Annotated in this window: 11 protein-coding genes; all 11 read right to left on the bottom strand. The window is 59.2% G+C overall.

Annotated elements, in window-relative coordinates; genetic code table 11:
- Nucleotides 1-19: 19 nt before the first annotated feature.
- The 11 genes from GM655_RS00665 to GM655_RS00615 all read right to left on the bottom strand — a co-directional run bounded on the left by GM655_RS00665 (nt 20) and on the right by GM655_RS00615 (nt 13,642).
- Complete coding sequence (locus GM655_RS00665) at nt 20-1,318, bottom strand: NAD(P)/FAD-dependent oxidoreductase (RefSeq protein ID WP_155432730.1); 1,299 nt, start codon at nt 1,316-1,318, stop codon at nt 20-22.
- Between the two features lies 1 nt (nt 1,319).
- Nucleotides 1,320-2,693, bottom strand: coding sequence for a type III glutamate--ammonia ligase (glnT, locus tag GM655_RS00660; RefSeq protein WP_155432729.1), 1,374 nt, complete (start codon nt 2,691-2,693; stop codon nt 1,320-1,322).
- 8 nt (nt 2,694-2,701) lie between these two features.
- A complete protein-coding gene (locus GM655_RS00655) occupies nt 2,702-4,189 on the bottom strand; it encodes an aldehyde dehydrogenase (RefSeq protein ID WP_155432728.1) in 1,488 nt (495 codons plus the stop codon).
- A 23-nt stretch (nt 4,190-4,212) separates the two neighbouring features.
- On the bottom strand, nt 4,213-5,685 hold the full coding sequence (locus GM655_RS00650; protein WP_155432727.1) for a DUF3138 family protein: 1,473 nt from the start codon (nt 5,683-5,685) through the stop codon (nt 4,213-4,215).
- A gap of 27 nt (nt 5,686-5,712) precedes the next feature.
- Nucleotides 5,713-6,561, bottom strand: coding sequence for an ABC transporter permease (locus GM655_RS00645; RefSeq protein ID WP_155432726.1), 849 nt, complete (start codon nt 6,559-6,561; stop codon nt 5,713-5,715).
- Complete coding sequence (locus GM655_RS00640; RefSeq protein ID WP_155432725.1) at nt 6,561-7,469, bottom strand: ABC transporter permease subunit; 909 nt, start codon at nt 7,467-7,469, stop codon at nt 6,561-6,563. Before GM655_RS00640 ends, GM655_RS00645 begins: the two co-directional genes overlap by 1 nt.
- An 8-nt stretch (nt 7,470-7,477) precedes the next feature.
- Nucleotides 7,478-8,626: an ABC transporter ATP-binding protein gene (locus GM655_RS00635; RefSeq protein WP_155432724.1), complete on the bottom strand. Its 1,149-nt coding sequence runs from the start codon at nt 8,624-8,626 to the stop codon at nt 7,478-7,480.
- Between the two features lie 73 nt (nt 8,627-8,699).
- The gene (locus tag GM655_RS00630; RefSeq protein ID WP_155432723.1) at nt 8,700-9,809 is read right to left on the bottom strand and encodes a polyamine ABC transporter substrate-binding protein; all 1,110 of its coding nucleotides are present in this window, start codon (nt 9,807-9,809) and stop codon (nt 8,700-8,702) included.
- 113 nt (nt 9,810-9,922) lie between these two features.
- Nucleotides 9,923-11,374: an aspartate aminotransferase family protein gene (locus tag GM655_RS00625; RefSeq protein WP_155432722.1), complete on the bottom strand. Its 1,452-nt coding sequence runs from the start codon at nt 11,372-11,374 to the stop codon at nt 9,923-9,925.
- Between the two features lie 29 nt (nt 11,375-11,403).
- Entirely contained in the window at nt 11,404-12,774 is a 1,371-nt protein-coding gene (locus tag GM655_RS00620; RefSeq protein ID WP_155432721.1) for a glutamine synthetase family protein, read from the bottom strand.
- Between the two features lie 103 nt (nt 12,775-12,877).
- Nucleotides 12,878-13,642: a gamma-glutamyl-gamma-aminobutyrate hydrolase family protein gene (locus GM655_RS00615; RefSeq protein WP_155432720.1), complete on the bottom strand. Its 765-nt coding sequence runs from the start codon at nt 13,640-13,642 to the stop codon at nt 12,878-12,880.
- Nucleotides 13,643-13,830: the final 188 nt, after the last annotated feature.

Genomic DNA, 13,830 nt, shown 5'->3' with positions numbered 1-13,830 from the left:
CCGTCGTTACATCAATTGGTTACATCAAATCTTTAATCCTGTGATACAGCATGCCTAGTACGAGGGCCGGAGTGCGCAGCGCTGCGCCGCCGGGGAAGTTGTGGTGGCGCAGACGCGCCAGTAAATCGAAGCGGCTGGCCTGCCCTGCTATCGCCTGCGCAGCAAGCTGGCCAGCCATGCCTGTCAGCGCCAGTCCGTGGCCGGAGAAGCCCTGCAGGTAGTAGATATTCGGATCGAGCCGGCCGAAGTCGGGCCCGCGATTCATGGTGATGTCGACAAAGCCGCCCCACGCATACGGCACCGCCAGATCGGACAGTTGCGGGAACACGGACAGCATGCGCTGGCGCATGGAGCCGGCCAGATTCAGCGGCGTGGCACCGCTATAACTCACGCGCCCCCCGAACAGCATGCGGTGGTCGGCCGTCGGGCGGAAGTAGTCGAGCACGAAATTGGTATCGCAGACGGCAGCACGATGGCGTATCAGTTCTGCCGCCCGTTCCGGTGCCATCTGTTCGGTCGCGATGATGTAGGTCCCCACCGGCATGATGCGCGGCGCCAGTTCAGGCGCTACCGCGTTGCCATACTCGTTCAGGTACACATTGCCGGCCATGACCACGAAGTCGCAGGTCACGCTACCCTGCTCCGTATGCACCACGGGGCGGTTGGCACGGTGCACCTTGTGCACGGGCGTATTCTCATAAATCTGCACCCCGGCTGCGCGCGCCGCCGCTGCTATTCCCAGCGTATATTTGAGTGGATGCAGATGGCCGGACTGCGGGTCATACACGCCCGAGTGGAAACGGTCGCTGGCAATCCAGTTGCCCACATCGGCCGGCGCAATCGGCTGCACGGCATAGCCATAGCGCTGCATTAGCTGCTCGCTATAGCCGGCCAGTTCGCGCGCCTTGCGCGCATTCACGGCCAGACTCATATAACCGGGCACAAAGTCGCAATCGATCTGGTGGTCGGCGATCCGCTGGCGTACCAGCGCCAGTGCATCCACTGTCACCTGCCACGCCTCGCGCGCTGCCGCTGCATCAAGTTGCGACTCGATCGCGTCATCGCTGGCATAGCCCGCGATCAACTGCCCGCCGTTACGGCCCGAGGCACCCCAGCCTACAGTCTTGGCTTCCAGCAGCGCCACCGTGAAGCCGCGCTGACGCAGTTCCAGCGCAGCGGAAAGTCCGGCCAGACCAGCCCCCACCACGCAGACATCGGCGCGAATTGCGCCTTTTAGCGAAGCTTCAGGCGTGGGTCGGGAGACGCTAGCCTCGTAATAAGAGTTCTGCGTCAGGTGCACTTCTCTTTTCAGGAGCATGTCAGTATCGATCCAGATATCGGGCGGTTTCCCACGCACTCACGTGCTGGCAGTATTCCAGCCATTCCGCCTGCTTGAGCGAGGTAAATTCCTTGACCAGACTGGTGCCCAGCGCATCGGCCAGCACCGTATCAGCCTTGAGCGCAGCGACGGCTGCACCCAGATTCTGAGGCAGCATCTGCAACCCCAGTTCGGCACGCTGCGCGGCCGACATTTCGTACACATCTTGATTAACCGGCGCACTCGCAGCCAGATGGTTCTCGATCCCGTCGAGTCCTGCAGCAATCACACCGGCCAGCGCCAGATAGGGATTGGCCGAGCTATCAGGCAGCCGCCATTCAATACGCTGGTACACCACCCGCGCCACCACCGTGCGGTTGTTTTCGCCATAGCCGATAAACGCTGGTGCCCAGCTAGTGCCGGACAGCGACTCGCCGCACATCAAACGCTTGTAGGAGTTCACCGTCGGCGCACACAGCGCCGTCAGCGCTGGCGCATGGCGCAGCAGCCCTGCCATGAACTGATAGGCCAGCGACGACAGACCCAGCCCATGGTCGCCCTGCTCCGTTTCACCTGCGCCGAGCGCGAACAGCGGTTTGCCGCTCGCATCGGCCAGCGACAGGTGAAAATGCAGACCACTACCGGGACGGTCGGCAAACGGCTTGGGCATCATGGAGAACAGCATGCCCTGTTCCTCGGCCAGATGATGCGCGGCCATCTTGAACAGCATGAAGTTATCGGCCGCCTTGAGCGCATCGGCGTAACGGTAGTTGACCTCGAACTGGCCGGTGGCATCCTCGTGATCGATCTGGAATACACCGAGCCCGCACTGATCCAGCCCAGTACTGAGCTGATCGAGGAAATCGCGCTTGCGCATCAGACTCTTGCTATCGTACGAAGGCTTTTCCAGCGTATCGCCAGCTTCGGCATCGTAGCCCTTGGCGCCTTTCTCCAGCAGGAAGAATTCCGGTTCCAGACCAGCATTCAGCGTCCAGCCATATTGCGCCAACCGCGCTACCTGCTTGCGCAGCACCTGCCGCGGGCAGGCATCGAAAGCTTCGCCTGCCACATAGCCATCGAGCGCCACCCGTGCATAGCCGGGCATCCACGGCATAGGCTGCAGCGTGGCCAGATCGGCACGGCCATAGTATTCGGAACGGGCGCCGTTGCGCGGCAGCCCCGTGCCCCAGATCGACGGCCCCGAAAAGCCCGCACCGGGCGCCACGATATCGGGCAGATAGGCCAGCGGTATCAGCTTGCCTTTGGCTGCGCCATGGATATCGGTGAACTGGGCGAAGACATACTTGATGCCTTGCGCGGCCAGCTCACGCTGCTGCTCGGTGACGGAACGGGTAGTCGAAGTGGTGCGATTCATGGGAACTCTCAGCCGATCTGTATCCAGGTGGTTTTCAGCTCGGTATATTTATCAAAGGCGTGCAGTGACTTGTCGCGGCCATTGCCCGACTGCTTGTAGCCACCAAACGGCACGGTGATATCGTCACCGTCGTACTGATTGACGTGCACCGTACCGGCACGCAGCGCACGCGCCGTCTGGATGGCTTTCGACAGATCAGCCGTCCACACGGCAGCCTGCAAGCCGTAGGAGGTGGCATTCGCCTGTTTGATGGCGTCCTGCAGGTCGGTAAAGCTCAGCACCGACAATACAGGGCCGAAGATTTCTTCCCGCGCGATTTTCATCTCGCTGTTCACGCCGTCGAACAGCGTAGGCTCGACGAAGTAGCCGCCGCTGGCCGTGCGCGATTGCTGACCACCCGACAGCAGGCGGGCACCATCAGCCTTGCCCGCTTCGATATAACTGAGCACTGTCTTCATCTGGGTTGCATCGACGATCGCGCCCATCACGGTGGCTTCGTCGAGCGGATCGCCAGGCTGGTAGCTCGGCATCATCGCCAGCGCCTTTTCGATGAACTGGTCCTTGATGGAGGCTTCCACGAACAGGCGCGAAGGCGCATTGCAGCTTTCGCCCTGATTGAAATAGATCGAGCCGATGGCTGCTGCCACGGCCGCATCCAGATCGGGGCAATCAGCACAGACGATGTTGGCCGATTTACCGCCCAGCTCCGTCCACGCCCGCTTCAGATTGGACTGGCCAGCCATCTGCATGATCTGCTTGCCCACACGGGTGGACCCCGTAAAGCCTATGCAGTCCACATCCATATGCTGCGCCAGCGCTGCGCCGGCTTCATGACCATAGCCGGGCAGCACATTGAATACACCAGCCGGTATGCCGGCTTCCAGTGCGATATCGGCCAGACGCAGGGCCGTCAGCGGCGATTTTTCCGACGGCTTAAGCACCACGCTATTACCCGCTGCCAGTGCCGGCGCAATCTTCCACGCCGCCATGATCATCGGGTAGTTCCATGGCACGATGGCAGCCACCACACCCACCGGCTCGCGCGTAATCAGCGCCAGACTGCTATCGGCCGTCGGCGCGATTTCGTCATATACCTTGTCGATCGCTTCGCCATACCAGCGCAGGCAGTTGGCCGTCGCGCCCACGTCCACGCTCTGGCTGTACTTGATAGGCTTGCCCATGTCCAGCGTTTCCAGCAGCGCCAGTTCGGCACCGTGCTGCTGCACCAGATCGGCAAACTTGATCAGCACGCGCTTGCGCTGCGCAGGCGACTTGCCCGCCCAGCGCCGGTCTTCGAATGCAGCGCGCGCCACGGCGACGGCGACATCAACATCGGCAGCATCGCAGCGTGCCACCATACCCAGCTTGCGTCCATCTATCGGAGACAGATTTTCGAACTGCTGTCCGGCCACAGCCCATACCCGCTGGCCGCCAATTACGGCGCGGCCATCGATTTCCAGTTGTGCTGCACGCTCATGCCACGATGTTGCTGTCATCTTCGCCTCCACTACTCTCTTTTTTAGAAACTGACCACCGTCGAAACACCCAGCACGTGGTTGTCTTTGCGGTAGCTTTCATCAAACGTCTTGAACACATTGCCGGACGAACGGTCGTAGCGGTATTCACCCTTCACGTTCACGCCAGGCATCAGCGCATAGTTCACACCCAGCGACAGAGCGTAACGGCGCGTACCCTGCGTAGGATCGGAGACCACCCAGCTGCTGCCATCGAACATCATGCTGGAACCGAAGCCGTTGCGGCCATCCGGGCAGTTGGCATCGGCACCGGTGATGTCTTTGCAGACACCGCCGAAGGTCGAACCGAATACGCCGCCGCCATTACCGCGGTTGTTGATGTAGTCGAAGCGGGCGATGGTTTCAAAGCGTGGCGTGATCTTGTACGACGCCAGACCGGACAGGCCGAACCAGTGGGTGCCGTTGCCGCTATAGGCGTTGTAGTCGGTAGCCTTCTGGCGGCCATACGACAACTGGCCCTGCACGTTCCAGTCGCCACGGGTGAAGTAACCATCCACTTCCATCAGGTCGAGGCGGCCGAACTGGTCATGGTCGTCAAAGCCGGCGTGGATGCCGGAGAAGCCGAAACCATTGAACTCGCCCTTGGCGTAGTCGACGCGGTAGAACAGGCCCGGCGTTTCACGCTTGCCCGTATCGATGCGCGAGCGGTTCAGGTTACCCACCAATACCTTGGTATCCCATTGGCCGTTGACGAACTCCATACCGGCACCCGTGTAGAAGTTCGCTGCCGAGAAGTCGAACAGCAGGTTGTGGGTAATCAGCTTGTTCTGGTTCGATGGAATCAGCTCGTAGCCGGTCCAGTCAGCCCACTGACCAGCGATCAAGCGGGTGTTCAGGTCACCCAGCGGCACCACCAGCGTAGCTTCATGCACCAGATTGCCGAAGTTGTAGCCTGCGCCCGCGCTCTTACTAGGCATCATGGTCAGTTTGACCTTGGTGCCGCCTTCCAGTTCCTTCTCGAAGTTCAGCATGCCGCTGCCGAAGAAGGTATTGTCGTAGCCGAAGGTCTCGGTCGAGCCGTTGACCGCGCTGTTATTGTTCAGGAAAACGAAGCTCGAGGTCTTCGCATTGCGGTTATACATATAGGTCGGATCGACATAACCGGAAATCTTCACGCCCTTGAAGCCATTGGCTTCGGTGGCGTCTTCCATGGCCTCGGTCTTGATGCGGATGCGATTGAACTCGGCCGGATCAACGCCGTTATCGGCCGCCTGCGCTACCTTGGCGCTGACCTCGGCAGCCTGAGTGCTGGCCTGTGCTGCCTGGGTACTGGCCTGCACCGCCTGCGTGCTGGCCTGCTGGGCCTGTGCACCGGTCTTCTCGATCAGGGCTTCCAGCCGCTTGACCTGATTCTTCAGTGCTTCGAGTTCGGCCTTCAGCTCCTTATTGGTCTGCGCACCAGCAATCGCTGGGTAAGCAACGGCCAGGGCCAGTACGACTTTCTTCAGTATGTGCATAGCTACTCCTTATGATTGTTGTAAGCGTTACTCGTTATCTGCTTTGAAGGCAGCGGAAATCTGTTTCTGCCGCAGGCGCTCGGCACGCGCCATATACAAACTCGAAGCAACCACACCGATGGAAACTACCAATATCGTTAATGCTGCGACTGCGTTCACGCGCGGATCGAGGCCCAGACGGGCGCGCGAGAAAATCACGATGGGCATGGTGGACGAGCCGGGACCGGACAGGAAGGCCGACAGCACCACATCGTCAAGCGACAGCGTGAAAGTCAGCAGCCACGCCGAACCGAGTGCCTGCGTGATATTCGGCAGCGTGACCAGGAAGAACACCTGATGGGGCTTGCAGCCCAGATCCATGGCCGCTTCTTCCAGCGACTTGCTCATCTCCTGCAGACGCGATTGCACCACCACAGCCGCATAGGCCATACCCAGCAGCGTATGCCCCAACCAGATGGTGGTAAGGCCACGCTCGGGGAAGCCGAACAGTTTTTGTACCGACACCAGCATCAGCAGCAGCGACAGGCCGATAATCACTTCCGGCATCACCAGCGGTGCGCTGACCATGCCCGAGAACAGTGTGCGGCCGTAGAAGCGCTGGTAGCGGTTCAGCACAAATGCAGCGAACGTACCCAGTACCACGGAAGCGCAGGCCGTCAGCACGGCGATGCGGATCGACAGCCAGAAGCCGCTGATGATTTCCGTATCGTTCAGCAGTTCCGTGTACCAGCGCGTCGAGAAGCCGCTCCAGATCATGTCCTGCCGTGAGCTGTTAAACGAGAATACGACCAGTACGATGATAGGCAGGTAGAGGAACAGATAGCCCATCGACAGCCAGCCGCGCCCGAACCAGCGCTGTAACCAGTTTCCACTCATTAGCGGGCCTCCTGTTCGGCTTTGTATTTGTTAAAGATCGCCATCGGCACGAGGATCAGCAATATCACCACCACCGTCACCGACGAGGCCATCGGCCAGTCGTTATTGGTGAAGAATTCATCCCACAGCACGTGGCCTATCATCAGTGTTTCCGGACCACCCAGCAGTTCCGGTATCACGTACTCGCCCACGGCCGGAATGAACACCAGCATGGAACCGGCGATGATGCCGGACTTCGACAGCGGCACGGTGATGCGCCAGAACGTCTGCACGGGTGTGGCACCGAGATCGGCGGCCGCTTCGAGGAAGCGGATATCCATCTTCACCAGATTGGCGTACAGCGGCAGTATCATGAACGGCAGGTAGGCATACACCATGCCGATGATCAGCGAGAACTGGGTGTTCATCAGGTGCAGCGGTTCACCGATCACGCCCAGGCTCATCAGGATGTGATTGAGGATGCCGTTGTTGGCCAGGATGCCCTTCCATGCGTAGATACGCAGCAGGAAGGAGGTCCAGAACGGCAGCATCACCATCATCATCAGCACAGGGCGCAGGGTGGTGCGCGAACGCGCCATGAAGTAGGCGAACGGGTAGCCGATGATCAGGCACAGCACTGTGGTGATGGCGGCGAATTTGAGCGAACTCAGATAGGTCATCACATACAGGTCATCCTGTGCGATGAACAGGTAGTTGGAGATCTTGACCTTGAGCGTGATCACCCCGTCGACGATAGTCATCAGGGTGCCGAACGGATTGCCGCCATCCGATTCCGTGAAGCTGATGCGCATCACGATCAGGAACGGCACGAGGAAGGCAAAGGTCAGCCACAGGAATGGCACGGCGATAACCACCCGCCGTCCCGTAATCCAGCGCAGACTCAAAGCATGGGTGAGAGCTTTCTTCATGGCGTCACTCAGCTAGTCAGTGCCACGATGTCGGAACCATCCCACCATGCGTGCACGCGCATATCGCGTTCCAGCGTAGTGGTCTGGTGGCGCGCTGCATTGGTACGCGAGACGCGCAGATCCATACCGCTATCGAGCCGCACGTGGTAGCGGGTTTCGTTGCCGAAGTAGGCCAGCGCCGTGATCACGCCGGAAGCCTGGTTGTAGCCCTGCTCGGCCAGACTGGCGCGCTGCTGGTCGGTCGGCGCATCGAGCTGGATGCAGATTTTCTCGGGACGCACGGCAATGGCCACTTCCATGCCCATGGTGCCGGTAATGCCGTGGTTGATGTAATGCTTGCCTTCGGGCGATTCGACGATCACGTGGTCCGGGCAATCCACCACCACGCGGCCTTCGAACATATTCACGCTGCCGATGAAATCGGCCACGAAGCGGCAGTTCGGAGTTTCGTAGATTTCGTCGGGCGCCCCCACCTGCAGGATACGCCCTTCGCTCATGATGGCGATGCGGGTGGCCATGCTCATGGCTTCATCCTGATCGTGCGTCACCATGACGCAGGTCACGCCCACTTCTTCGATGATGCTGACCAGTTCCATCTGGGTCTGCTCGCGCAGTTTTTTATCGAGTGCGCCGAGCGGTTCATCCAGCAGCAGCAACTGCGGACGCTTGGCCAGACTGCGTGCCAGCGCCACGCGCTGCTGCTGGCCGCCGGATAGCTGGTGCGGTTTGCGCCGGCCATATTTGGCCAGTTGCACCAGATCGAGCATCTTCTTCACACGCTCGGCCACCTGATCTTCCGGCATGCCGTCGCGGCGCAGGCCGAAGGCCACGTTGTCCCACACCGTCAGGTGCGGGAACAGCGCATACGACTGGAACATCATGTTGATCGGGCGCTGATACGGCGGCACGCTGACGATGTTCTGCCCGCCCAGCAGAATCTGGCCCGAAGTCGGGGTTTCGAAGCCGGCCAGCATGCGCAGCAGCGTCGATTTACCGCAGCCGGAGCTACCGAGCAGGGCAAAGATTTCGCCTTTGTTGATGTTGACCGAGATGTCATCCACAGCGCGTACGCCGTCGAACGACTTCACCAGATTCCGGATCGCCAGAAACGGCTGGTCGGCGTCTCGTACCGACGTAGCAATAGAAGCTTTATTCATGATAGAGCAGTCAAAAAATCAAACGGACATGCGGCGGCCGCACCCGGACCATGCCGGGTGCCCGTTAGGTCAATCAAAGGCCGGTTTTGAACTTGGTATAAACGCGCGTCATCACGCGGCGGGTATCGGAGCTGTAAGGCTCTGGCACTGTCATGCGCTTCTTGTCTTCGTCGGACAGATAGATGGTCTTGTTCTCGGCCAGCTCCTTCTTCACGAACTTGAGCGCTGCTGCATTCGGATTGGCGTAGAACACCTTGTTGGTCAGACTGGCGTGCACCTCAGGACGGGTGATGTAGTTGATCCACAGGTGGGCATTGTTCGGATGTGGCGCATCGGTCGGGATGGCCATGGTATCGAACAGCAGGGTGGCGGTGGTCTTGGGAACCAGCGCGACGATGTTGTTGCCGTTCTTGGCGTCGATGGCGCGCTGACGGGCGATGTTGATGTCACCGGACCAGCCCAGCGACAGGCACAGCGAACCGTTGGCCAGGTCGTTGATGTAGCCGGAGGACGAGAACAGGGTAATGTAGGGACGGATCGATTGCAGCAGACGGCCGGCATCCTGATAGTCGGAAGCGTTCTTCGAGAAGGCAGGCTTGTTAATGTACTGCAGGGCTGGCGGCAGAATTTCGGAAGGCGAATCGAGCACGGAGACGCCGCAGGATTTCAGTTTCGAGACATATTTCGGATCGAAGATCAGGTCCCAGGCATTTTCCGGCATAGGCATGCCGCCCAGTGCTGCCTTGACCTTGTCCACGTTGATGCCCAGCGTGGTAAAGCCCCACAGCCAGACTACCAGATGCTTGTTGCCCGGATCGAGCTTGCCGATCAGTGCCTGCAATTGCGGGTCCATATTGGCCAGATTCGGCAGCTTGCTCTTATCCAGTTCGCGCAGCAGGCCACCATCGATCTGCAGACGCGCCCAGTTGGACGAAGGGACCACGATGTCGTAACCGGTTTTACCTGCCGCCAGTTTGGCGTGCAGTACTTCGTTACTGTCGAACAGGTCGTAACGGACCTTGATGCCGGTTTCCTTTTCAAAGTTCTTGATGGTGTCTTCAGCGATGTAGTCCGACCAGTTGTAGATGTTCAGAACTTTTTCTTCCTGCTGGGCAGCAGCAGGAAGCGCGACTGCTGCGGTCAGTGCTGCTGCAGAAATCAGGCTGGCTAGCCCGCGGGACATTCGATGCTTTAGTGCTGGATTCGGTGTCATTATTATTTTCCTCTTTCGATCTGTTGAGAATACGCTTAGAAAAAAACCGTGCTACTAAACTTCGTATCTACCTTCAGCAAAAACTATACCCAGCCGCGCTGTTTGACATCGGCATACGTCAGATCCAGACAATGACGGATCAGCGCAATCATTTCATCTATCTGCGCCGTTGTCATGACCAGTGGCGGCGCAATGATCATACGGTCGCCCACGGCACGCATGATCATGCCGTTGTTGAACATATAGCCGCGACATACCATGCCTACTGCCAGTGATTCGTCGAACGCTTCATGATCGTGCACCACGGCGGCCTTTTTGCGCACCAGATTGAGGCCGGCCACAAAACCGCAGCTGTTGGCATAGCCTACCAGAGGATGATCAGCCAGTTCGGCAAAACGCTTGTTCAGGTAAGGCCCCGTCTCATTTGCGACACGCTGCACCAGCTTTTCATCTTCGATGATGCGGATGTTTTCCAGCGCCGCAGCACAGGCCACCGGATGGCCCGAATAGGTAAAGCCGTGATTGAATTCGCCGCCCTGTTCGATGAGCACTTTGGCCACGCGATCACCGACCAGCACACCACCTAGTGGCACATAGCCCGAGGTCACGCCTTTGGCGAAGGTGATCAGGTCCGGCTTGATGCCGAACAGGTCCGATGCGAACCAGGTACCAAGCCGGCCGAAGCCGCAAATCACTTCATCGGCGATCAGCAAGATGCCATATTTGTCGCAGATGCGCTGGATTTCTGGCCAGTAGGTCTTGGGCGGAATGATCACCCCACCCGCGCCCTGCACTGGCTCGCCGATGAAGGCCGCGACTTTCTCCACGCCGACTTCAAGGATTTTCTTTTCCAGCCACGATGCGGCTTCGATGCCGAATTCGTCTTCCGTCATGCCGCGGCCCGATTCCAGATAGTTGGGCTGGCCGATGTGAACGATGCCCGGAATCGGCAGGCCGCCCTGCGCATGCATGCCTTCCATGCCGCCCAGAGAAGCACCGGCCATGGTGCTGCCGTGGTAGGCATTGTGGCGGCTGATGATGGTGTGCTTATCCTTGTGGCCCAGCACATCCCAGTAGCGGCGCACCATACGCACATTGGTGTCGTTGCCTTCCGAACCGGAGCCGGTAAAGAACACATGGTTGAAACCGGCCGGCGCAATCTCTGCCAGCTTGGTCGCCAGTTTCACAGCCGGCACATTGGTTGTGTTGAAGAAGCTGTTATAGAAAGGCAGCGTCTCCATCTGCTGGTACACCGCGTTGGAAATGCTGGTGCGGCCATAGCCCACGTTCACGCACCACAGGCCCGACATACCATCAACGATCTTCTTGCCTTCCGAGTCCCACAGATAGATGCCGTCGCCGCGCACCATCACCCGCGCGCCCTTTTCGCCGAGCGCTTTATGGTCGGTGAACGGGTGCATATAGTGCGCCGTATCGAGCTGCTGGATTGCTGCCGTGTCCACCACTTCCTGAGCCGCGACACTTTTGACAGACGCGACGAATGCGGCGCTAGGCGCCAGAGGATTGTTAGCCATGTTGTTTCCTTACTCGGTAAAGGATGAAATCAGACGTGCAGCAACAAGTGTTCGCGTTCCCATGGACTGATCACCGTCATGAATTCCTGGTGTTCCAGATCCTTGATCGCCGCATACACATCGATGAAACGTTCTCCCAGCACGGTGCGCAGCTTGTCTTCGTTACGCAGCAATTGCAGCGCTTCCGGCAGACCCTGCGGCAGTTCCACTTTCAGATCGTAAGCGCTGTTGACCGTCATCGGCGTAGGTTCCAGTTGCTCGGTCATACCGAGGTAACCGCAGGCCAGCGTAACGGCAAGTGCCAGATACGGGTTGGCGTCGGCGCCGATAATCCGGTTCTCTACGCGACGGTCCTGCACACCCGATTCCGGCACGCGGAAACCGACCGTACGGTTATCCATGCCCCACTGAATATTGATCGGTGCAGCCGTGTGGCGCACCAGACGGCGATAGGAATTCACATATGGTGCAACAATCGCCATGGCCGAAGGCATGTAACGCTGCAGACCGGCGATGTAGTGCTTGAAGATCGGTGCGGCAGAACCATCTTCTGCGCTGAAGATGTTTTTACCCGTCTTCACATCGACCACGCTCTGGTGCACGTGCATGGCGGAACCGGGTTCGCCGGCCATAGGCTTGGCCATGAAGGTGGCGTACATATCGTGCTTGAGCGCCGCTTCGCGCAGGGTACGCTTGAAGAAGAATACCTTGTCGGCCAGACCCAGCGGATCGCCATGCAGGAAGTTGATTTCCATCTGGCCGGCGCCGATTTCGTGAATCAGCGTATCGACGTCCAGATTCATCATGTCGCAGTAGTCGTAGATGTCTTCGAACAGCGGATCGAATTCGTTCACCGCGTCGATGCTATACACCTGACGGCTGGTTTCGGCACGGCCGCTACGGCCGACCGGCGGGCGCAGTGGCAGATCGGGATCGCTGTTTTTCGCCGTCAGATAGAACTCCAGTTCCGGCGCTACCACAGGCTTCCAGCCGCGGTCTTCATACAGTTTCAATACGCGGCGCAGCACCGAGCGCGGAGCGAAGTCCACCAGACGGCCATCGGCGAAATAGCAGTCGTGGATCACCTGTGCGGTCGGGTCGGTGGCCCATGGCACCATGGTGATGGTGGTCGGGTCGGCACGCAGTATCATGTCGCGGTCGGTGGTGGAGATAGCGCGGTCATAAGCGTCATCTTCGGTCGGGTAGTTGCCCGTTACCGTCATGCCCAGCACGGCTTCAGGAATACGCATGCCGCGCTCGGTGGTGAATTTACCGCGCGGGAGGATTTTGCCACGTGCCACACCAGTCAGGTCGGGCACCAGGCATTCGATTTCGGTAACGTGTTTTTCATTCAGCCACAAGTCCATGTCGTTGTAGGTGAAATTCTCGCGGATTGCCATAACTCTCTCTCGTATTGTCTTGATCATCGGCAGGGCGGGCCGGGCGCTGGCCCCTTCTCCTGCTACGGGTACTGCGGAACTACCGTGCTACCGGACGGGGAACCTAAGGTACTCCGCCTCGCCCTGCTTTAAAGATGCGGCAAGCCTCGCCAAAGGCGTGGAACAACTTCATCGAATCGGGGTTTTCCTGCAGACGCCACTCGGGGTGCCACTGCACGGCCAGCGTAAAGCCGGCGGCATCGGCCACGCGGTAGGCTTCCACCAGACCGTCATCGGCGCGCGCTTCCACTGCGAGGCCGGGCGCGAGCTGCTTGATGCCCTGACCGTGCAGCGAGTTGACCATGATTTCGCTGACGCCACCGAGCATCTGCGTCAAATGTCCGGCAGGTTCCAGCAGCACGCGATGGGCCAGCGCATATTGCTGCTCGAGTGGCTGGCCTTTCTGCTCGCGGTGGTCGGCCATGCCGTCCACCTGATGCACGGCCTGATGCAGCGTGCCACCCATCGCTACATTGACTTCCTGGAAGCCGCGGCAGATGGCCAGCAGCGGTATGCCGCGCTGTATCGCTGCGCGGATCAGCGGCAGCGTAGTGGCATCGCGTGCCGCATCCTGCGGCAGCGATTCATCAAGCACGCTTTCGCCATACAGGCTGGCGTGCACATTGGAAGGAGAACCGGTGAGCATGATGCCGTCTGCCAGATCGAGCAGGGCATCGAAATCGGTTTGCTCGCCGAGCGCCGGTACGATCAGCGGCGTTGCGCCGGCACCATTGGCAACGGCGGCCACGTATTTCAGTTGCGCCGTGTGATACGGGTGGGCGCCGATCTGATTAACGCAGGCGGGTAACAGAACGATTGGGCTACGCATATGAACTTTCATTACGCATTTTTGGTACCACTCTGTGACTGCTTGGTGACGCCAGCGCAGAAATTGCACAAAGCAGGTCAGAAAACCGTGTAATCAAGTCAATCTTGCTCCGATTTGGCTTGAATTTCAATTAATCATATGCGGAATTTGGTATCATTGTCAGGGCCACTTATGGCTTTTGACTAGAA

The organism is Pseudoduganella danionis, from assembly GCF_009720775.1.
Lineage (GTDB): Bacteria > Pseudomonadota > Gammaproteobacteria > Burkholderiales > Burkholderiaceae_D > Rugamonas > Rugamonas danionis.
Note: the sequence above shows the minus strand (reverse complement) of the source record. Positions and strands in the feature narration are given on the sequence as shown.

Bases quoted from the DNA above. Each gene is read 5' to 3' on its own strand.
- GM655_RS00665 (WP_155432730.1), bottom strand. From the start codon at position 1,318: ATGCTCCTGAAAAGAGAAGTGCACCTGACGCAGAACTCTTATTACGAG.
- glnT (WP_155432729.1), bottom strand. From the start codon at position 2,693: ATGAATCGCACCACTTCGACTACCCGTTCCGTCACCGAGCAGCAGCGT.
- GM655_RS00655 (WP_155432728.1), bottom strand. From the start codon at position 4,189: ATGACAGCAACATCGTGGCATGAGCGTGCAGCACAACTGGAAATCGAT.
- GM655_RS00650 (WP_155432727.1), bottom strand. From the start codon at position 5,685: ATGCACATACTGAAGAAAGTCGTACTGGCCCTGGCCGTTGCTTACCCA.
- GM655_RS00645 (WP_155432726.1), bottom strand. From the start codon at position 6,561: ATGAGTGGAAACTGGTTACAGCGCTGGTTCGGGCGCGGCTGGCTGTCG.
- GM655_RS00640 (WP_155432725.1), bottom strand. From the start codon at position 7,469: ATGAAGAAAGCTCTCACCCATGCTTTGAGTCTGCGCTGGATTACGGGA.
- GM655_RS00635 (WP_155432724.1), bottom strand. From the start codon at position 8,626: ATGAATAAAGCTTCTATTGCTACGTCGGTACGAGACGCCGACCAGCCG.
- GM655_RS00630 (WP_155432723.1), bottom strand. From the start codon at position 9,809: ATGTCCCGCGGGCTAGCCAGCCTGATTTCTGCAGCAGCACTGACCGCA.
- GM655_RS00625 (WP_155432722.1), bottom strand. From the start codon at position 11,374: ATGGCTAACAATCCTCTGGCGCCTAGCGCCGCATTCGTCGCGTCTGTC.
- GM655_RS00620 (WP_155432721.1), bottom strand. From the start codon at position 12,774: ATGGCAATCCGCGAGAATTTCACCTACAACGACATGGACTTGTGGCTG.
- GM655_RS00615 (WP_155432720.1), bottom strand. From the start codon at position 13,642: ATGCGTAGCCCAATCGTTCTGTTACCCGCCTGCGTTAATCAGATCGGC.